General features: G+C 54.6%; 16 protein-coding genes and 1 tRNA gene. 11 read left to right on the top strand and 6 right to left on the bottom strand.

Annotated elements, in window-relative coordinates; translation table 11 throughout:
* Positions 1-129 precede the first annotated feature (129 nt).
* On the top strand, positions 130-2898 hold the full coding sequence (gene fdhF, locus Z948_RS0106370) for a formate dehydrogenase subunit alpha (protein ID WP_025058729.1): 2769 nt from the start codon (positions 130-132) through the stop codon (positions 2896-2898).
* Between the two features lie 61 nt (positions 2899-2959).
* On the opposite strand, the gene Z948_RS0106365 is transcribed toward fdhF, so the two are convergent.
* Together Z948_RS0106365 and Z948_RS0106360 are read right to left on the bottom strand one after the other, a co-directional pair.
* Positions 2960-3661 (bottom strand): response regulator transcription factor, encoded by a 702-nt coding sequence (locus Z948_RS0106365; RefSeq protein ID WP_025058728.1) that lies wholly within the window; start codon positions 3659-3661, stop codon positions 2960-2962.
* A complete protein-coding gene (locus Z948_RS0106360) occupies positions 3658-5565 on the bottom strand; it encodes a PAS-domain containing protein (protein ID WP_025058727.1) in 1908 nt (635 codons plus the stop codon). The genes Z948_RS0106365 and Z948_RS0106360 overlap by 4 nt, the downstream gene beginning before the upstream one ends.
* Before the next feature lie 194 nt (positions 5566-5759).
* Between Z948_RS0106360 and Z948_RS0106355 the strand changes: the two genes are divergently transcribed.
* From Z948_RS0106355 to Z948_RS0106315, 9 genes are all read left to right on the top strand, one after another.
* Complete coding sequence (locus tag Z948_RS0106355) at positions 5760-7721, top strand: AMP-binding protein (RefSeq protein ID WP_156023468.1); 1962 nt, start codon at positions 5760-5762, stop codon at positions 7719-7721.
* Between the two features lie 154 nt (positions 7722-7875).
* Positions 7876-8634 carry an ABC transporter ATP-binding protein gene (locus Z948_RS0106350; protein ID WP_425427148.1) on the top strand — a complete coding sequence of 253 codons (759 nt, stop codon included), beginning with the start codon at positions 7876-7878 and terminating at the stop codon, positions 8632-8634.
* Positions 8635-8652: 18 nt separating this feature from the next.
* Positions 8653-9660: a branched-chain amino acid ABC transporter permease gene (locus tag Z948_RS0106345; RefSeq protein WP_025058724.1), complete on the top strand. Its 1008-nt coding sequence runs from the start codon at positions 8653-8655 to the stop codon at positions 9658-9660.
* Positions 9661-9741: 81 nt separating this feature from the next.
* Positions 9742-10854, top strand: a complete 1113-nt coding sequence (locus tag Z948_RS0106340; RefSeq protein ID WP_025058723.1) for a branched-chain amino acid ABC transporter permease — start codon at positions 9742-9744, stop codon at positions 10852-10854.
* A gap of 83 nt (positions 10855-10937) precedes the next feature.
* Entirely contained in the window at positions 10938-12221 is a 1284-nt protein-coding gene (locus Z948_RS0106335) for an ABC transporter substrate-binding protein (protein WP_025058722.1), read from the top strand.
* 72 nt (positions 12222-12293) lie between these two features.
* Positions 12294-13127, top strand: coding sequence for an ABC transporter ATP-binding protein (locus Z948_RS0106330; protein ID WP_025058721.1), 834 nt, complete (start codon positions 12294-12296; stop codon positions 13125-13127).
* Positions 13087-13833 (top strand): VIT1/CCC1 transporter family protein, encoded by a 747-nt coding sequence (locus tag Z948_RS0106325; RefSeq protein WP_052033037.1) that lies wholly within the window; start codon positions 13087-13089, stop codon positions 13831-13833. Before Z948_RS0106330 ends, Z948_RS0106325 begins: the two co-directional genes overlap by 41 nt.
* A 65-nt stretch (positions 13834-13898) precedes the next feature.
* Positions 13899-15116, top strand: a complete 1218-nt coding sequence (locus Z948_RS0106320) for a phenylacetate--CoA ligase family protein (protein WP_025058719.1) — start codon at positions 13899-13901, stop codon at positions 15114-15116.
* 49 nt (positions 15117-15165) lie between these two features.
* Positions 15166-16821, top strand: a complete 1656-nt coding sequence (locus Z948_RS0106315; RefSeq protein ID WP_025058718.1) for an ABC transporter permease — start codon at positions 15166-15168, stop codon at positions 16819-16821.
* Between the two features lie 42 nt (positions 16822-16863).
* Here the strand turns inward: Z948_RS0106315 and yghU are convergent, their stop codons facing one another.
* The 3 genes from yghU to Z948_RS0106300 form a co-directional block, all read right to left on the bottom strand.
* Positions 16864-17736 (bottom strand): glutathione-dependent disulfide-bond oxidoreductase, encoded by an 873-nt coding sequence (gene yghU, locus Z948_RS0106310; protein ID WP_025058717.1) that lies wholly within the window; start codon positions 17734-17736, stop codon positions 16864-16866.
* A gap of 189 nt (positions 17737-17925) precedes the next feature.
* The gene (gene ykgO, locus Z948_RS0106305; RefSeq protein ID WP_025058716.1) at positions 17926-18051 is read right to left on the bottom strand and encodes a type B 50S ribosomal protein L36; all 126 of its coding nucleotides are present in this window, start codon (positions 18049-18051) and stop codon (positions 17926-17928) included.
* 85 nt (positions 18052-18136) lie between these two features.
* Positions 18137-18211, bottom strand: a tRNA-Val gene (locus Z948_RS0106300).
* A gap of 152 nt (positions 18212-18363) precedes the next feature.
* Between Z948_RS0106300 and Z948_RS0106295 the strand changes: the two genes are divergently transcribed.
* A complete protein-coding gene (locus Z948_RS0106295) occupies positions 18364-19224 on the top strand; it encodes an N-formylglutamate amidohydrolase (protein ID WP_025058715.1) in 861 nt (286 codons plus the stop codon).
* A gap of 1 nt (position 19225) precedes the next feature.
* On the opposite strand, the gene Z948_RS0106290 is transcribed toward Z948_RS0106295, so the two are convergent.
* On the bottom strand, positions 19226-20479 hold the full coding sequence (locus Z948_RS0106290; RefSeq protein WP_025058714.1) for a DNA polymerase IV: 1254 nt from the start codon (positions 20477-20479) through the stop codon (positions 19226-19228).
* Between the last annotated feature and the right edge of the window lie 6 nt (positions 20480-20485).

Genomic DNA, 20485 nt, shown 5'->3' with positions numbered 1-20485 from the left:
CGAAAGAGGCGTATCGGAAACTTCGGAGCCATCTCATGGCGGAAATGCGAAGTCTCGTGTCGGGAACAGCCCTTCTGGATCGCAGTTGCGGGATTAGAACGGCTTAAACCGCTTAAGAGGAGTCTCGTTATGACGGATAAGGTTACATTCACGCTTGATGGTAAAACTGTCGAGGCGGAAGCCGGATTGACGATCTGGGAAGTGGCAAATGGGCGTGGGCTAAAGATCCCGCATCTGTGTCACAAGCCTGCTCCGGGGTATCGCCCAGACGGCAATTGCCGCGCCTGTATGGTTGAGATCGAGGGCGAGCGTACCTTGGCGGCGTCCTGTATTCGTGAACCCTCCGAGGGTATGGTTGTTGTCACCAATAACGCGCGCGCCGAAAACGCCCGCAAGATGGTTGTTGAGTTGTTGATGGCCGATCAGCCAGAGAAAGAAATCTCGCACGATAAATCCAGCCACATGTGGGACATGGCCGAGATGAACGGCGTCAGCGAAAGCCGCTTTCCCAAGCTGGAAGAAGGCCGCATTCCCCTGTTGGATGACAGCCACGTCGCGATGAGCGTCAATCTGGATGCCTGTATTTCCTGCGGCCTCTGTGTTCGCGCGTGCCGCGAGGTGCAGGTGAATGATGTAATTGGCATGTCGGGTCGCGGTCACGACAGCTATCCAACGTTTGACATGGCGGACCCGATGGGCACCTCCAGCTGCGTTGCCTGTGGTGAGTGTGTTCAGGCCTGCCCAACTGGTGCGTTAATGCCATCGACTGTGGTTGATGAAAATCAGGTGGGCGATAGCGCGGATTTTGACAAAGAAGTCGAGAGCATCTGCCCCTTCTGTGGTGTTGGTTGCCAAATCTCGCTGAAGATCAAAGACGACAAGGTCAAATACGTTGAGGGCATCAATGGCCCAGCAAACGAAGGGCGCCTCTGCGTCAAAGGGCGTTTCGGCTTTGACTATATCCACCACGACCACCGCCTGAGCAAACCGCTGATCCGCCGCGAAGATGCCCCTGCAAAGGGTCTGAACGTTGATCCGGGTAACTGGCAAGAGTTCTTCCGCGAGGCGACTTGGGATGAGGCGCTGGATTTCGCGGCCAAGGGTTTGAAGGATATCGGCGGCAAAGGTGTTGCGGGCTTTGGCTCGGCTAAATGCACCAACGAAGAGGCTTACCTTTTCCAGAAAATGATCCGCCAAGGGTTCGGCCATAACAACGTCGATCACTGTACACGCCTGTGCCACGCTTCCTCGGTTGCCGCGTTGATGGAGAACGTGGGATCGGGCGCGGTTACAGCCACGTTTAACGAGATTGAAAACTCGGACGTCGCGATCGTCATTGGCTGTAACCCGATCGAAAACCACCCCGTTGCTGCGACCTATTTCAAACAGTTCACCAAACGCGGTGGCAAGTTGATCGTGATGGACCCGCGGGGGCAGGCGCTCAAACGGTTCTCTAGCCACATGTTGCAGTTCCGTCCGGGTACAGATGTTTCGATGCTGAACGCGATCATGCATGTGATCGCCGAAGAGGGGCTGTACGATCAGCAATATATCGAAGCCTACACCGAAAATTGGGACGCTGAGAAAGCGCACCTAAAGGACTTCACCCCAGAAAAAATGGCCGAGGTCTGCGGGATCGATGCCGAAACCCTTCGTGATGTTGCGCGCACATTTGCGGGTGCTCAGTCTGCGATGATTTTCTGGGGCATGGGCGTTAGCCAGCACATTCACGGCACAGACAATGCACGTTGCCTTATCAGCCTTGCATTGATGACGGGCCAAGTTGGCCGTCCGGGTGCTGGTCTGCACCCGCTGCGCGGGCAAAACAACGTTCAAGGTGCCTCTGATGCGGGGCTGATCCCGATGTTCCTGCCTGACTATCAGTCGGTCACCGAAGATGGTGTGCGCTCGGCCTTTACCGATGTTTGGAAATCTGGCGACTTCAGTGCTGAAAAAGGTCTGACCGTTACCGAGATTTTGGATGCGGTCCATGATGGCGATATTAGGGGCATGTATATTTTGGGCGAAAACCCTGCCATGTCCGATCCTGATGTTGAACACGCGCGTGGGGCTTTGGCAAAGCTGGATCATCTGGTGGTGCAGGACATTTTCATCACTGAAACGGCTAACTTTGCGGATGTGATTTTGCCTGCCAGCGCCTTTGCTGAAAAATCGGGTACAGTCACAAACACCAACCGTCAGGTCCAGATGGGCCGCCCCGCTGTTTCGCCCCCTGGTGATGCACGCGAGGATTGGTGGATCGAAGTGGAACTGGCCAAGCGGTTGGGGCTTGATTGGTCATATGCTTCACCTGCAGATGTGTTCGCCGAGATGAAGCTGAACATGAAGTCACTGGACAACATCACGTGGGATCGTTTGGAGGCGCAAAACGCGGTGACCTACCCGTCGCTAACACCCGAAGACCCTGGTCAGGCGATTGTATTTGCCGATGGTTTCCCGCGCGCCGAGGGCCGCGCACGGTTTACGCCAGCCAGCATCGTAGCGCCGGATGATACACCGGACGAAGAATATCCGATGATCCTGACCACAGGCCGTCAGCTAGAGCACTGGCACACAGGCTCCATGACGCGCCGCTCAACAGTATTGGATGCGGTTGAGCCCGAGGCGAACTGTTCGCTGCACCCGTCGACCTTGCGCAAATTGGGCGTCGAGGCTGGCGAGTTGGTTCGCCTGACGACCAAACGCGGCAGCATCGAGGTCATGGCGCGCATGGATCGTGCGGTGTCACCGGATATGGTGTTCCTGCCGTTTGCTTATGTTGAAGCTGCTGCAAACATACTGACAAACCCTGCGGTTGATCCCTATGGCAAGATCCCCGAGTTCAAATTCTCGGCTGTGAAGGTCGAAGCCGCCGCAGCGCCGATTGCGGCTGAATAGAAAAAGAAAATGGTGGGCATGTTCGTGGGAAACCGCGCGGACCTGCCCACCTTTTCTTAGGTTAAATCCACGATATGTCGCCCAAAAATATATATCCCGCGCCATAGATTGTTTTGATCAATTGGGGGTTTTTAGGGTCTTCGCGCAGTTTGGTTCGCAGTCGCGAAATTCGAACATCCATCGCGCGATCAAAGCTTTCTGATGCTGCGCCCCCCAGACTTTCTTGCATTTGTGCGCGGCTGATCAGGCGTTTCGGCGCATCTAAGAATAGGCGTAGCACTTCGCCTTCTGCATGGCTGAACGGGGTTTCCGTTCCGCTGTCGTCTTCCAGAACGTAGCGATCAAAATGCGCGGTCCAGCCATTAAAGGTGGCGGTGTTGCTTGTACGGGTTGCAGGGCGGGCCCCGCGTAGGCGGGCACGGATGCGGGCCACGACTTCGGCCGGATCAAAGGGTTTGCTGATATAATCGTCTGCCCCCAATTCTAACCCTGTAACGCGGTCCTGCACTTGGGCCCGACCAGAGATGATGATGACGACGGCACCTTTCTCTAGGGCCAGTCGATGAACGATGGTCAGACCATCCGTATCGGGCAGCGACAGGTCCACAAGGCATACATCGGGCGTACGCTGGGCCAGCGCTTTTTCAAAGGCGGCTGCGCGGCCAAAGCTTTGGGTTTCAAACCCCGCTTCTTGTAAAACGTCTGACAGAAGCGTTCGAATTTCAGGCTCGTCGTCCAGAATGCTAACCAGCGGCTTTGTCATGAAGAAGTTTCCTGTTGGGGGATGATAAGCATGGACAGATCATCTGAAGTGAATGGTTTCCTGAGAACGGGCGCGTGTTGCTGTGCCTCTAGGAACAGCGGCGCGTCAGAGGGGAGGGACGTCATGAGAACGATTGGGGGGCTGGCGGTGCCTAGCCTTTTTGCCAGATCGATGCCTGTTGCCTCCCCCTCCAGCTGAAGATCAGACAGAATGAGCGTGATGTCAGGCAGATCAGCTAGTAACGCCGCCGCCTCATCCGCCGAAACCGCTTCGATAACCGAATACCCCTGCTCCATCAGCATATCGCGCAGAACAGCGCGTAGATCATCCCGATCTTCAACCAATAACGCCAGACCAGTCGTAGCAGGGACTGGCTCGCGGTAGGGGAGCCATAGCGTGACGCGGGCACCTTCTGCGGTATTGGCAAGTTTTAGATCACCGCCCGCTAGTTTTGTGGTGTCGTAAACCATGGGAAGGCCAAGGCCGGAACCTTCTGCACCTTTAGTGGTGAAAAACGGATCCAGTCCCTGTTTAAGTGCGGTTTCAGAAAAACCAGGGCCTGTGTCCTGAACTTGGAATTCGATTCTCGTATCATGAACCCTACGCACACTCAGGGTGATATCGCCTTCCGCTCCCATTGCATCGCGGGCGTTTAAGATCAGGTTTAACAAACCATCCTGCAGCAACCCACGATCAAGCAGAACAACCCCGATATCATCGACCTTCAAGGACAGCTTTGTGCCTTGGGGTAACGTGGGTTCAGCAAGGGTAACCAAATCCTTCATCATGGCAGAGATGTCCGTTGCGGTGGGCCGCAGACTGCGCGGGTCTGAGATTTGGGCGATCGAGCTCAGAAGCGTTCCGCCCCGCCGCGCAGCGGTTAAGGTGCCCTCAATTAAAGGTGCGGCTCCGGATGGCACGTTGGGTAGGCGGCCTAATCGGGACTGTAACCCCAGAATAATGGTGAGCAGGTTCGAGAAGTCATGCGCCAGCCCCGATGTGATTTGTGCCGCCAAAGCGCGCCGGTGCGTTTGTTGTAACGCAGCGCGGGTTTGCGTTTCTTCGGTCACATCCATTGAGAGAATATAGACGCCGTCTGCCCTGTCAGGCGTAAACGCTGTCCGAATACGACGGGCGCTATTTGGATCGGTAAATTCCTGAACGGCGGGTGTTCCACTGTATGCGCTGTTGAGGGCGTCGAAAACACTGTCATGGTTATCGGGGCCCAGAACCTCCCTGATATGGCGCCCCAATATGTTTGAAGGGCGGTTAGGAATGATCGTGCTAAGGCGTTGGTTTGAGTATGTATAGTGTCCAGCGGCATCAACATGGGCGATGTGCGCTGGCATCATTTCGGTTGTAAGGCGGGCGCGGGCTTCGGCAGCGGTGAGTTGTCGTTTGGCTTCTTCCAACGCTGTAATCATCGCAGCCAGTTCGCGGTTCGTCTGGGATAGTTTTTCCGTATGAGCGAGGACTTGATCGCTCAGCGCATCTGAACGGGCGCGCAAAAGGGCTTCTTGGGCCTTGGTGGCAGAAATATCTGTGTAAACAGTGACCCACCCACCTTCGGCTAATGGTGACCCTTCAACCGAGATGGTTCGCCCGTTGGCGCGTGTCCGTTCCATATAATGAGGCTCAAAGGCGCGGGCCTGTTCGATCCGTTCTTGTACAAATGTTTCTAAATCATCGACTTCGCCGTATTCGCCCCTTTCGGCGAGGTGGGTAATGGTGTCGCGAAACGTTGCCCCGGGTGTAACAAGAGATTCTGGTAGGTCAAAAATTGTTTGAAACGGAGCGTTACAAATGACCAATTTTAGGTCTCGGTCATAGATGCTGAGGGCCTGACCGATCAAATTGAGGCCTGCCATCGTCATGGATTTTGTTTGATCTTCAGCGTATTTCATAAAGCGCAGTTTGCACCCGCGCACAGGGGTGTCAAAGGAACAGTTCACCTTGTTACAATTCGTAAGGATTGAGAAAACATCAGGAAAAAGTTGACGCCGAATGTAACCCTGCCATTCTTGGCGCCATACTGAATCGCAAAAATGCGATCAACCCGTTGGGAGAGACGGGATTGGGAGGATACACTTTGGCCACGATACAATGTCCCGCGGGACAACCCGCATCTGTTCCAGCTCTTTTGCATCGCAATGCAAAACAGTTTGGTAATGCGCCCGCCTACCGTGAAAAAGAATACGGTATTTGGCAAAGCTGGACATGGAGCCAGACGCGAGACGAGGTAGAGGCCTTGGCCTTGGGTTTGATGGAGCTTGGTATCAACGAGGGTGATTTTGTTGCGATCATCGGACGTAACCGCCCCTACCTATACTGGGCCATGATGGCCGCCGAAATGTGTGGCGCCGTACCTGTGCCACTCTATCAGGACGCAAACGCCGAAGAGATGGCCTATGTGATGAACCACTGTGGTGCGCGTTTTGCCATCGTTGGTGACCAAGAGCAGGTCGACAAGATCTTTGAGGTGCAAGACGAGCTGCCCGAATTCGAGCGGATGATCTACCTCGACCCACGAGGTCTGCGCAAATACGACCACGACGTTCTGGACCAGTATCAAGCCGTTCAGGAAATGGGCCGCCAGAATCGCGACAAGCACATCAAAGAGCTTGAGGCGCGTCAGGCCAAGTTGGACTACGACAGCACGGGCGTGATGCTTTATACATCTGGCACCACGGGCAAGCCGAAGGGCGTTGTGCTGAGCAACCGTAACGTGATCGAAACGGCAAAGTCGTCGTCAGAGTTTGATAACCTGCGCCAGACGGATGAAATTCTGGCCTATCTGCCTATGGCGTGGGTTGGTGATTTCATCTTTTCTGTTGGTCAGGCGTTGTGGACTGGTTTTTGCACCAACTGTCCTGAAAGCGCGGACACGATGCATGTGGATTTGCGTGAAATCGGCCCGACATATTACTTTGCGCCGCCGCGCGTCTTTGAAACGCAGCTGACCAACGTGATGATCCGTATGGAAGATGCTAGCCGTTTCAAGAAGCGCTTATTTGATCACTACATGGCGCATGCACGCAAGGTTGGGCCTGCAATTCTGGACGGCGAGAGCGTCAGCTTTCTGGATCGGGTCAAATATCGCATGGGTGAGTTGTTCATCTATGGGCCGTTAAAGAACACATTGGGCTTTAGCCGTGTGCGTGTGGGATATACAGCGGGTGAAGCGATTGGCCCTGAAATCTTTGATTTCTACCGCTCGCTTGGGATCAACCTAAAGCAGCTTTATGGCCAGACCGAAGCAACTGTTTTCATTACTGCACAGCCAGACGGGCAGGTGCGTAGTGATACGGTTGGGGTCACATGCCCTGGTGTTGAGCTGAAGATCGCAGACAATGGCGAGGTATTTTACCGCTCACCTGGTGTGTTTGTAGAGTACTATAAGAACCCAGAAAGCACGGCAGACACAAAGGACCCTGAAGGCTGGGTTGCGACAGGTGATGCTGGGTTTGTTGAGCCAGACTCAGGGCATTTACGCATTATTGACCGTGCGAAAGACGTTGGCAAAATGGCCGATGGTTCACTGTTTGCGCCAAAATACGTTGAGAACAAACTCAAGTTCTTCCCGAATATTCTGGAAGCTGTGGTGTTTGGGAACGGCAAAGAACAGTGCACCGCATTCATCAATATTGATCTGACTGCCGTTGGCAACTGGGCCGAACGTAACAACATCGGCTATGCATCCTATCAGGAGCTGGCGCGTCACCCACAGGTAATGGCACAGATTCAGGAACACGTCGAAGCCGTGAATGAAAGCGTCGCCGAAGATGAAATGCTGTCAGGCTGTCAGATTCATCGGTTTGTTGTCCTGCACAAAGAGCTGGACGCAGATGACGGAGAGCTGACGCGGACACGGAAAGTGCGCCGCCGGATTATCGAAGAAAAATACGACGATATCATTGCGGCACTTTATGATGGATCGGACAGCGTGAGCACCGAGACTGAAGTGACCTATGAAGATGGGCGCAAGGGATCGATCAAAGCGACGCTGGAAGTACGTGACGCGAAAGTGATGCCAGTGGCGCACAAAATGGCGGCGGAATGATGATGGATCGACGCGCGGCCCTGCCGACGCCCCGCCCACCATCCCGCAAGGGTACATTGAAAATGACTAAACGAATGAAGCAGGGGGGCATCGCGTGAAGGATAACGCAGAAAGCTATGTGACCGAAGACGGGCGCACGATTGGTCCTGTTGTCATGGAAATGAAGAACATCACCCTGAGGTTTGGTGGTGTAGAAGCGATCAAAGACATTTCGTTCGACATCCGTGAAGGTGAAATTCGCGCGATTATCGGGCCGAACGGCGCTGGTAAGTCTTCGATGCTGAATGTCATCTCGGGGTTTTATGTTCCGCAGGAAGGTTCGGTCTGGTACCGCGGTGCACCGCGCCCAGCGATGAAACCGTTTCAGGTGGCACAGCAAGGGATTGCGCGAACGTTCCAGAACATCGCCCTTTTTGAGGGGATGAGCGTTCTGGACAACGTGATGACTGGCCGTTTGACCCATATGAAAAGCAGCATGTTGGCGCAGACATTCTGGCGCGGTTCGGCCGAAAAAGAAGAGGTCGAAAACCGCGAAATCGCGGAAAAGATCATCGACTTCCTTGAGATTCAAGCGATCCGAAAGACGCCCGTTGCGCGCCTTCCTTATGGTTTGAAAAAACGGGTTGAGCTGGCGCGCGCATTAGCGGCCGAGCCTTCCTTGCTGCTGTTGGATGAACCGATGGCAGGCATGAACGTTGAGGAAAAAGAGGACATGAGCCGCTTTATTCTGGATGTGAACGATGAATTTGGCACCACAATCGCGCTGATCGAACACGACATGGGCGTTGTTATGGATCTAAGCGACCGCGTGGTTGTGATGGATTACGGCAAAAAGATTGGCGACGGTACTCCGGACGAAGTGCGCAACAACCAAGAGGTGATTGATGCGTATTTGGGTGTGGCACATGATTGATATTTGGGGAGTTGTGTCATGAACGAGCAACTGGCTTTTACAATTGAGGTTTTCCTCAACGGATTGATGGCAGGGGTGCTTTACGCGCTTGTCGCACTTGGATTTGTCTTGATCTACAAGGCGTCCGGTATTTTCAACTATGCCCAAGGTGTTATGGCGCTTTTTGCGGCGATGACGCTGGTAGGCATTCAGAATGGGCAGGTGCCGTTTGCGCATTTGATTAACGCGATATTTGGCACAGAGGTGCACAAATTCGGATGGCACGTTCATTCGTTCCTCGCGATTGCTTTAACCGTGGTTGTGATGATTGCGTTGGCGTGGGCCGTGCAGCGGTTTGTTTTCAAGCATCTGGTTGGCCAAGAGCCGATCATCCTGTTCATGGCGACCATCGGTCTGGCATATTTCCTTGAAGGTGTTGCTGACCTGATGTGGGGTTCCGAGCTGAAGGCGCTGAATGTCTGTGCTGCTGAGGGCGCTTGTTTGCCACAGGGTATGAACATGTGGCTTGAGGGGACAACCTATGAGGCGTTCGGCTATGGGTTCTTCATCGACAACCTAGACATCGTGGCGAGTGTGATCGCGATCCTCTTGGTCGCTGGGCTGGTGATGTTCGCACAATACACCAAGCAAGGCCGCGCAATGCGTGCGGTTGCTGATGACCACCAAGCGGCCCTGTCCGTTGGTGTCTCGCTGAACTTTATCTGGGTTCTGGTTTGGTCGCTGGCGGGGTTCGTTGCCTTGGTTGCAGGGATCATGTGGGGCGCGAAATCGGGTGTTCAATTCTCGCTCTCGCTAATCGCTTTGAAAGCTCTGCCAGTTCTGATGTTGGGTGGGTTTACCTCGATCCCGGGTGCCATCGTGGGTGGACTGATCATCGGTGTGGGTGAGAAGTTGTTCGAATTCCTGATCGGTGCGCCATTCCTTGGCGGTGCGACAGAAAACTGGTTTGCTTATATGTTGGCGCTGGTCTTCCTCGTCTTCCGTCCACAGGGCCTATTCGGGGAGAAGATCATTGAGCGTGTTTAATGATTACATCGGTTCAGTAACCGTAGGTTCTCTTTTCTCTATTCAACGACACAGACCATCGATTTTGGCGGAGGTAAGCTAATGTTCTACCGTGAAGCAGGCGATTTTAGTACGACCTACGCTGACGACCAACAGACGTTCCCGATCAAGTTTGACCGGTATCGCTATTACGTTGTTCTCTTTATCGCGATCGTTGTGATCCCGTTTGTGGTGAACGACTATTGGGTGAACTCCCTACTGCTGCCATTCCTGATCTACGCGATCGCGGCGCTGGGGCTGAACATTCTTGTTGGGTATTGCGGTCAGGTGTCTTTGGGAACCGGCGGTTTCATGGCTGTGGGCGCGTATAGCTGTTACAAATTCATGACGGGTATTGATATCTGGTGGGGAGGCGAACTGCTGTTCAGGCTGCCAGAGCTCAACATCTTTTTGTCAGTCTTGATGGGCGGCGTGATGACTGCGGTTGTCGGGGTTTTGTTCGGCCTTCCTAGTTTGCGGATCAAAGGGTTCTACCTTGCCGTTGCGACGCTGGCTGCGCAGTTCTTCCTTGTCTGGTTGTTCAACCGTGTTGCGTGGTTCTACAACTACTCGGCATCGGGCCAGATCAGCGCGCCAGAGCGCAGCATGTTCGGCATCCTGATTACGGGGCCTTCCGTGGCGCCATGGGCAGCCTATCTGTTCTGCCTCTTCTTTACGATCATCTGTGCCTATGTGGCCCGCAACCTGACGCGCGGCTCGGCGGGGCGTAAGTGGATGGCAATCCGTGATATGGACATCGCGGCCGAGATCATTGGCGTAAACCCACTGCGGGCAAAGCTAACAGCCTTCGCCGTCTCTTCCTTCTTTATCGGGGTTTCTGGCGCGCTCTTCTTTGCTGTTTATCTGGGCGCGGTCGAAGTTGGCGAAGCCTTTGGCATCACTAAATCCTTCCTCGTTCTGTTCATGATCATCATCGGCGGATTGGGCAGCATCTTTGGTTCTTTCGCTGGCGCGGCGTTCCTTGTTGTTCTGCCTGTTGTTCTGAAGGTCGTGGGTGTTGATTGGTTGGGTTGGCCCACGGATATCGTGGCACATTTGCAGCTGGTGATTGTTGGCGCACTGATTATCGTGTTCCTCATCGCAGAGCCGCACGGCATCGCCCAGCTATGGCGCGTGGCCAAAGAGAAATTAAGACTGTGGCCGTTCCCGCACTAAGGCGGGGAGGTCGCAAAAATCGGAGACGGGGAGAACCCCGCCCAAAAAAACTAGTCGGATTACATCCAAGGGAGGAAACACCGATGAAATATAAACTAGGTACAATGGCCGTAGCGGCCCTGATGGCAGCAAGCCCCGTAATGGCGGACCTTGTATTCCCGTCACTTAGCTATCGCACTGGTCCATACGCTGCTGGCGGCATCCCGTTTGCTGATGGTTACGCTGATTATTTCACCATGCTCAACGAGCGTGACGGTGGCATCGGCGGCGTAGCGACGCGCGTTTTGGAATGCGAAACCGGTTATAACACCGAAAAGGGCGTTGAATGCTACGAGAGCACAAAGGGCGAAGGCTCGCTTGTGTATCAACCGCTTTCCACTGGTATCACATACCAGCTGATCCCAAAAACAACGGCTGACAATATCCCGATGCACACGATGGGCTATGGCCGTACATCTGCTGCAAACGGTGAAGTGTTCAGCCACACGTTCAACTATCCTGCGAACTACTGGAACGGCGCGTCCGGTGCGATCAACTATCTGCTGGGCGAAAACGGTGGCGATCTGAAGGGCAAAAAAGTTGCGCTCGTGTATCACAACTCGGCCTACGGTAAGGAGCCAATCCGTACCCTGGAAGAGCTGTCAGCAAAGCACGGTTTCGAATTCAAAGGCGTTCCAGTTGACCACCCAGGTCAGGAGCAGAAATCACAGTGGCTGCAAATTCGCCGCGACAAGCCTGACTATGTGATCATGTATGGTTGGGGTGTGATGAACCAAGTTGCGGTTCAAGAAGCTGCAAACATCCGCTTCCCAATGGAAAACTTCATTGGCATCTGGTGGTCTGGTTCTGAAAACGACGTTCTGGCAGCTGGCGCAGCGGCCAACGGCTATAAGGCGCTGACGTTCCACGGTGTGGGCGATGATTTCCCTGTCTTCGACGACATCAAAAAGCATGTTGTTGACACTGGCAAAGCAGCTGGCGCTGGCGACCAGATCGGTACCGTTTTGTACAACCGCGGCCTTTATGCGGCGATGCTGGCAGCAGAAGCTGTGAAGACAGCTCAGGAAATCCACGGCGAAATGGATATCACCCCAGCAATGATGCGTGATGGCATGGAAGCACTGGAAATGACCGAAGAAAAGATGGCGGCCCTTGGTCTGCCGAACTTTGGTCCTTCCTTCAAAGTGTCCTGCCAGAACCACGGTGGTGACGGCCTTGTTGGTGTGACCCAGTGGGATGCATCCGCAAAAACGTGGAGCCTGATTTCCGAGTTTTCCGCAAGCGACAACGAAGTAATCGGGCCGCTGATCACCGAAGATTCCGCAGCATATGCGGCGGAAAACAAAATCGAAGCTGGCTGTAAGTAAGCCGCTCTTCTCTGGCTGCTACATCTGTAGTGGCCAGAGATTTTCTAGAATTTCCAGAAGGGTACAAGGGACATGTTGGACGCAAACCCCACCGAGGTGCAGGTCGAAAATCTGCTCGAAGTGAACAACATCGAAGTGATCTATAACCACGTGATTCTTGTGCTGAAGGGCGTGAGCCTGAACGTGCCCAAGGGCGGCATTACCGCGTTGCTTGGTGGTAACGGCGCGGGCAAGACGACGACGCTCAAGGCGATCTCGGGGCTGTTGGCCTCGGAACGCGGAGAAGTCACCAAAGGCTCGATCAAATATCGTGGCGGTCTGATCCAACATCAGGATCCCGCCGAGACGGTTAAAAAGGGTGTTGTGCAGGTGATGGAAGGGCGTCACTGCTTTGAGCACCTGACGGTTGAGGAAAACCTGTTGACGGGTTCCTACACACGCACAGACGGCAAGGGTGCAATCGCTGCCGACCTCGAGATGGTATATAACTATTTCCCCCGCTTGCGCGAACGCCGCAAATCGCAGGCTGGCTATACCTCGGGTGGGGAGCAGCAGATGTGCGCCGTTGGCCGCGCGCTGATGAGCCGACCAGAGACCATTTTGCTGGACGAACCCTCGATGGGTCTGGCGCCACAGCTGGTTGAACAGATTTTCGAGATCGTAAAAGAGATCAACGAAAAGGAAGGCGTGACCTTCCTGTTGGCTGAGCAGAACACAAACGTGGCGCTGCGCTATTCCCACTATGGTTACATCCTTGAAAGCGGCCGCGTGGTTATGGATGGTCCGGCCAAAGATCTGCGCGAAAACCAAGACGTAAAAGAATTCTACCTTGGTATGTCTGATGAAGGCCGCAAGAGCTTTCGCGATGTACGCAGCTATCGCCGCCGTAAGCGTTGGTTGTCATAAGGTGACGAAACCTTCGGCACATAGCGATGATCCGCATCTGGTTGACCGTGTACCGTGGTTGCGTGCTGCAGTCATGGGCGCCAATGACGGCATCGTTTCTGTCGCCTCCATCATCGTTGGGGTCGCGGCCGCCGACCCGTCGCACCGCGCTGTGTTGATTGCCGGCGCCGCGGGACTGGCGGCAGGTGCTATGTCGATGGCGGCGGGCGAATACGTAAGCGTTTCGTCTCAGGCCGATCTAGAAAACGCGGACATCGCGCGTGAGCGGCAAGCGTTGATAGATGATCCTGAAGGTGAGCTGCAAGAGTTGGCCGAGATATATGAACAACGTGGATTATCGCCTGAAACCGCCGCGTTAGTCGCACGGGAATTGACGGAAAAAGACGCGCTTTCCGCCCATGTTCGCGAAGAGCTGGGATTAAGTGAAACACAACAGGCCCAACCGCTGCTGGCAGCCGTAACTTCTGCAATTACCTTTAGTGTTTTTGCTGCGGTTCCTTTGCTCGCTTCTGTATTGGCGCCGCAGGCAATGTTGATCCCGATCGTTGTCATAACCACGCTTTGTGCTTTGGCGATGCTGGGTGCCCTAGGCGCAAAAGCGGGAGGGGCCGCGATGATGCCTGCAACGGTGCGCGTTGTGTTCTGGGGAGGTCTGGCAATGGCTGTGACAGCAGCTGTTGGGTGGCTATTTGGTGTGTCCGTTTAGCGAAGAAAACGAACCGCCATGGCTTAGGAATGGCGCGAAACTGAAGAGTAGATAGAGTGAGCAATATGACCCATTTCGACAACTTGGAAACCCGCAGCACAGAGCAGCGGGCAAAGGATATTGCCGCCATGTTGCCGGCACAGGTTGCGCGGGCGCAAGCATTGGGCGGCTATTCGGAGAGTTTGGCTGGCGTCGATCCCACGACTATTCGTAATGTCACCGATTTGGCCCAACTGCCTGTTTTGCGCAAATCAGAGCTCGGCAAGGCACAAGCCACCAGTGCGCCCTTTGGTGACTTTACCACCAAACCTGCACATGAGTTTTCGCATGTTTTCCAATCACCAGGCCCTATTTATGAACCCTCTTCCAACGATCCCGATTGGTGGCGTATGGGGCGGTTCCTTCATGCTGTCGGGATTGGCAAAGGCGATATTGTTCACAACTGTTTTGGCTACCATCTTACGCCTGCGGGGATGATATTCGAAAGCGGTGCACGTGCTGTTGGTGCTGCGGTCCTGCCAGCAGGCACTGGGCAGACCGAGCTTCAGGTGATTGCGGCACGTGATATCGGCACGACGGCCTATGCAGGCACCCCTGATTATCTCAAGATCATTCTGGAAAAAGCGGATGAGATGGGCGTGACCTTGGGCATTACCCGCGCTGTGGTTGGGGGGGGGGCTCTGTTTCCTAGCCTGCGCGAATGGTATGCTGCACGCGGCATCACCTGCCTCCAAAGCTATGCGACGGCTGATCTGGGTAACATCGCATATGAATCGCCCGCTGCCGAAGGCATGATTGTTGATGAGAGTGTAATCGTTGAAATCGTTACCCCAGGAACGGGTGATCCGGTTCCCGAAGGTGAGGTAGGCGAGGTCATCGTCACAACGTTGAACCCCGACTATCCGTTGATCAGGTTCGCGACAGGCGATCTTAGTGCCGTGATGCCTGGGCAAAGCCCCTGTGGGCGCACGAACATGCGCATAAAGGGCTGGATGGGCCGCGCGGACCAAACCACCAAGATTAAGGGAATGTTTGTTCGCCCCGAGCAAGTTGCGCAGCTGGTTCAGAATCACGATGAGATTACCAAGGCGCGTGTCATCGCGACCCGTGAGAATGAACAGGACATGATGACAGTACAAATCGAAAGCACCTCACCAGATGCCGAAGCTTATGCGGTATCAGTTAGCCAGCTTTTAAAGCTGAAAGGTCGTGTCGAAGTTGTAACGCCGGGAAGCCTGCCAAAGGATGGTTTGGTGATCGAAGATCAGCGTAGTTACGACTAGGGTTACGCTAGGGACTTTTCTTTCTTACTAAAATGGTCGACATGGGGGTATGGCTCAATTGACGACCAAAACCTCAAAGATAAAACCCGATGGCGCGCGCGCGTTGTCGTGGGGTGCTTTGTTGATTGCGGGGCTGTGTGCCTTGCCGATGTTGGCCGTTCTTTTGGCCGCAGTCTCTGGTGGCACCGAGACCGTTGAGCATTTGGTCGATACGGTTTTAGAGGGGTATACACGCACTACCCTAACATTGGTTTGTCTGGTCGCTTTGGGCACATTTGCAATCGGGGTTGGGGCTGCGTGGCTTGTTACGATGACCCGTTTTCCTGGGGTGCGGATTTTTGAGGTCGCTCTGGTCCTTCCTTTGGCGTTTCCAGCCTATGTGTTGGCCTATGCCTATACCCATGTTTTGGACCACCCTGGCATTGTTCAGACATCCCTCAGGGCACTAACGGGCTGGGGGCCGCGCGATTACTGGTTCCCTGATATCCGTTCTCTTGGGGGGGCGGCGCTGATGTTGGTTCTTGTGCTGTATCCATATGTTTACTTGCTGGCGCGGGCTGCATTCCTACAACAAAGCGGCACGACCTTTTTGGCGGCGCGTGCCTTGGGCTCTTCGCCGTGGGCTGCCTTTTTTAAGGTTAGCCTGCCATTGGCCCGCCCCGCCATTGCCGGAGGCGTTTTGCTGGCGGTCATGGAAACCATCGCCGATTTTGGCACGGTGGCCTATTTTGGCGTTCAAACCTTTGCGACGGGTATCTACACCAGTTGGTTTTCTCTCTTTGATCGTGTGGGCGCCGCGCAATTGGCCCTATGTTTGCTGAGCTTTGCTTTGCTGCTGGCGATGTTAGAGCGGCTGCAACGTGGGGACGCAAAATATCATGATCCCTCAAGGCGCGCCAAGGTTGCTCCGCCTCTTCAGCTAAAGGGGGGCAAGGCGGCTCTAGCGGTGTTGTTGTGCGCGGTTCCTGTGTTGTTTGGCGCGGCGTTGCCAATCATTGTGCTCTTTGCGATGGGGCTTGGATCAGAGCAGAACTTGCTGAGCGAGAGGTATCTGGGGTTTATCCAGAACTCGGCCACGCTGGCCTCTATCGCGGCGATCGTGACTGTTTGCGCTGCGATTTGTATCGGGTTCTTTCAGCGGATGAAGACAAGTCGGGTATCGCAAGCTGCGGCTTATGTTGCACGTTTGGGCTATGCCGTTCCGGGGGGCGTGATTGCGGTTGGCCTCATGGTTCCCTTTGCCACATTTGATAATGCGCTGGATGCTTGGATGCGCAGCACCTTTGACATCTCGACAGGGCTGTTGATCACGGGATCGATCTGGCTGCTGATCATTGCCTATATGGTGCGGTTTTTGGCAGCGGCGCTGGGGGCTTACGAAGGCGGACAGGCGATGGTGCATGTGAATATGGATGCTGCTTCGCGGTCATTGGGGCAGGGGCCAATCGGTACATTGCGCCGCGTTCATCTGCCGATCCTCGCACCCAGTTTGCTGACTGCTCTGCTTATCGTGTTTGTGGATGTGATGAAGGAGCTACCGGCAACACTCATCATGCGCCCGTTCAACTTTGATACGCTTGCTGTTCAGGCCTATAGATTGGCCAGTGACGAACGACTGGAAGGTGCCGCGGTGCCGAGCCTCGTGATCGTGGCGATGGGGCTGTTGCCCGTTATTCTGATTTGCCGTCAGGTTGGGCGCCGCTGATCCGCCGCGCCCAAAAAATTAGGGGGCCGAAGCCCCCCAACGTTATTCTTTTGCGATCTTGTCGTTGGTTTTGGTGTCAAAGTCCGACGCATCGTGGCGTTCGTTCAGCTGCATTGCAGGGTCGTCGCCAAAGGGTTTGTTCACAATCCGCCCACGGGTAACAGCAGGCCGCGCATCAATGGCCTCTGCCCACCGCATGACGTTCTTATAGCTTGCGACATCCAAGAATTCGGCCGCAGAGTACAAACGCCCCAGAACAAGCTGCCCATACCATGCCCAGATCGCGATATCGGCAATCGAATACTCGCCCGCGAACCATTCGTTTTCGGCCAAATGACGGTCCATCACGTCCAGCTGGCGTTTCGTTTCCATGGTGAAGCGGTTGATCGGGTATTCGTACTTTTCAGGGGCATATGCATAAAAATGACCAAATCCGCCGCCCAGATAGGGGGCTGAACCCATTTGCCAGAAAAGCCAGCTCATCATTTCTGTGCGCTGTGCGGGGTCTTTGGGAATAAAGGCGTCGAACTTTTCAGCGAGATACAGCAGGATTGAACCGCTTTCGAACACCCGTTGGGGCGTGTCGCCAGAGTGATCCATTAGGGCAGGGATTTTGGAATTCGGGTTTACGTCAACAAAACCCGAACCAAATTGAACACCTTCACCGATGTTTACCAGCCATGCGTCATATTCCGCACCGCTATGCCCAAGGGCCAGAAGCTCTTCCAAAAGGATGGTGACCTTCACGCCATTTGGTGTCGCGAGAGAGTAAAGCTGGATCGGATGTTTGCCGACTTCCAGTTCCTTATCATGAGTCGGGCCAGCAATCGGGCGGTTGATCGAGGCAAACTTACCACCGCTTTCAGCTTCCCACGCCCAGACTTTCGGTGGGGTATACGTTAGATCGTTTGCCATCAGAGTTTCCTTTCGGGAGAGAGTGATTGGCAAATAGGCTGGCTTAGGAATGCTACAAGCGCCAGAGGAAAATCAATTTTCGACGTAGCGAAATAATCAAACAGATGTGAACGGTTTTATCGTTCCTTAACGGCAAAAAGGCCGCCCCAGCGAGGGAGCAGCCTTTTTAAACAACTTTAACAGCTGTGCTTAACCCTGACGGGCTTTAAAGCGCTTTTGTGTTTTGTTGATCACGTATACGCGGCCTTTGCGACGCACAACACGGCAGTCGCGGTGCCGATTCTTGAGCGAGCGGAGTGAATTGCGAACTTTCATAGGTCCAATCCTTCCAAGTTGTGGCGCGGGCCTGCGCCGGGTTACGGGCGACCCAGTGGCAAATGCCAAAGGGCCAGTGAATACATGGTGGGCGATACTGGGATCGAACCAGTGACCCCTTCGATGTCAACGAAGTGCTCTACCGCTGAGCTAATCACCCACTTATATGAACGCGATTCTTTGGCCCCAAACAAAAATGGGGCGCGAAAACACCGCGCCGTCCGCGTGCTATAAAAGGAGTCGGCAGTGTGATCAAGGGCTTTTGGCTTTGTTATAAAGTGCGCTATGTCTTTTATTACGAAGGAGACCAATATGCCCGCCGCAGCTTTTGATGTTTTATTGCCAAATACGCCTGCTTCTTGCGTGGTTTTTGCCTCGCCTCATTCGGGGCGGGATTATGCGTGGTCCTTTATGCGCAAGACCGTTTTGAACGAACATGCGATCCGTTCGTCCGAAGATGCCTTTGTAGATCAGTTGTTTGATTGCGCACCAAACTATGGCGCTGCCTTTATCAAAGCAGGCGCGCCGCGGTCGTTTGTTGATTTGAATCGCGCGCGTGATGAACTGGACCCCGCTTTGATCGAGGGTGTTCGCCGCGTTGGGCATAACCCGCGGATCGCATCGGGATTGGGCGTTATTCCCCGTGTTGTGGCAAACGGGCGGGCGATTTATCGCGGGAAAATGCCTTTGAATGAGGCGCAAGAGCGGATTGCGAAGTATTGGGAGCCGTATCACGAACGCCTTCAGGCGCTTTTGACTGCGGCGCAGAACCGTCATGGGCAAACTGTTCTGATTGACTGCCATTCGATGCCGCATGAGGCGATGGACGGCGTTGCGCGCAGCGGTATCCGTCGGCCTGATGTTGTTTTGGGTGACAGGTTTGGCGCGGCGGCCAGCGGCGAAGTGGTGGACCGGATCGAAGCCGCATTTGTCGAGGCGGGGTTTGTCGTGACGCGAAATGCACCCTTTGCAGGTGCCTATATTACCCAAGCTTATGGAAAACCGGCCAAAGGGCAACATGCCGTGCAGGTCGAGATTGATCGTTCCCTTTACATGAACGAACAGTTGATTCGCCCAAACGGCGATTTTGAAGCCGTACGCGCGGCCCTTCAAAACGTCGTTGAAGAGGTCGCCAAGATTGGCCAAGGTCGGATCCCCTTGGCGGCTGAGTAAGCTAGCGAAAGGCGCGACCCTTTACGATTGCCTTTGCCCCGAATTTATCCCTGATGGCATCTGTTGCGCGTTCCGCATCTGATCGGCGCGCGGCGTCTGGGTCCAAAAGGTCCCCCAATTTATCCGCATCCGCAGCATCGCTGAGTTCCGATATCCCACAGCCAATCAGGCGGTATGGCCCTTGGTTCCCAACCTGATCAAACAAACCGCGTGCGGTTCGATAAATTCGGTCGGCCAATTGGGTGGGATCGCTCAGCGCCACGCGGCGCGTGAGGGAGCTATGATTTGCGCGTTTTAGTTTGAGTGTAACCACACGGCCAGCCAACCCTTTGGCCTTTGCGCGGTCAGCTACTTGTTCAGCTAACCGCCAGATATGACCATCCAGCAGATCCGCGTCCGAGGTATCTTCAAAGAAGGTGGTTTCTTTAGAAATCGATTTCACAGGCGCATGGGCTGAAACGCGACGGCGGTCTTCGCCACGGGCAAGGTGGTAAAGGCGTTCGCCCATACTGCCGAAACGGGCAATTAAATCTGTTTGCTCCCACCGCAGCAGGTCGGAAAAGCTGCGGATGCCAGCCTTTTCTAGGGATGCTTGGCCAGCAGGGCCAACGCCCCAGATCATGCGAACGGGTTTATCCCTTAAAAAATCCGCTGTTTCGGCTTTGCCGATCACGGAAAACCCGTGGGGTTTGTCCAGATCCGACGCGACTTTGGCGAGGAATTTGTTGTGGCTCAGGCCAATGGACCCGGTCAGGCCCAATTCGTTTTTCATCCTGCGGACAAGGTGGGCCAGCATTACGGCTGGCGGGGCGCCGTGCAATTTGGTGGTGCCGCGCATATCCAAAAACGCCTCGTCCAAGGACAAGGGTTCAATTGCTGGGGTCAATTCCTCCATCATCGCCCGAATGGCGCGGGAAGCTTTGACGTATTCGTTCATGCGAGGGGGGATGACAACGGCTTCGGGGCAGAGCTTTAGCGCTTGAAACATGGGCATCGCGGATCGAACGCCTCTGATACGCGCAACATAGCAAGCGGTCGACACCACCCCGCGTTTGCCGCCGCCGATGATAACGGGTTTGCCTTCTAGGCTGGGGTCATCACGTTTCTCGACCGAGGCGTAAAAGGCATCGCAGTCCATATGTGCAATCGACAAATCCCATAACTCGTCATGGCGCGCCACCCGTGGGCTGGCGCAGGCGGGGCAGCGACGGGCGCTTTCAAATTGGTTTAGGCAATCGCGACAAAGGGCGGGCATAAGGGG

Origin of the sequence: Sulfitobacter donghicola DSW-25 = KCTC 12864 = JCM 14565 (assembly GCF_000622405.1) — a bacterium.
GTDB classification, from domain to species: domain Bacteria; phylum Pseudomonadota; class Alphaproteobacteria; order Rhodobacterales; family Rhodobacteraceae; genus Sulfitobacter; species Sulfitobacter donghicola.
Note: the sequence above shows the minus strand (reverse complement) of the source record. Positions and strands in the feature narration are given on the sequence as shown.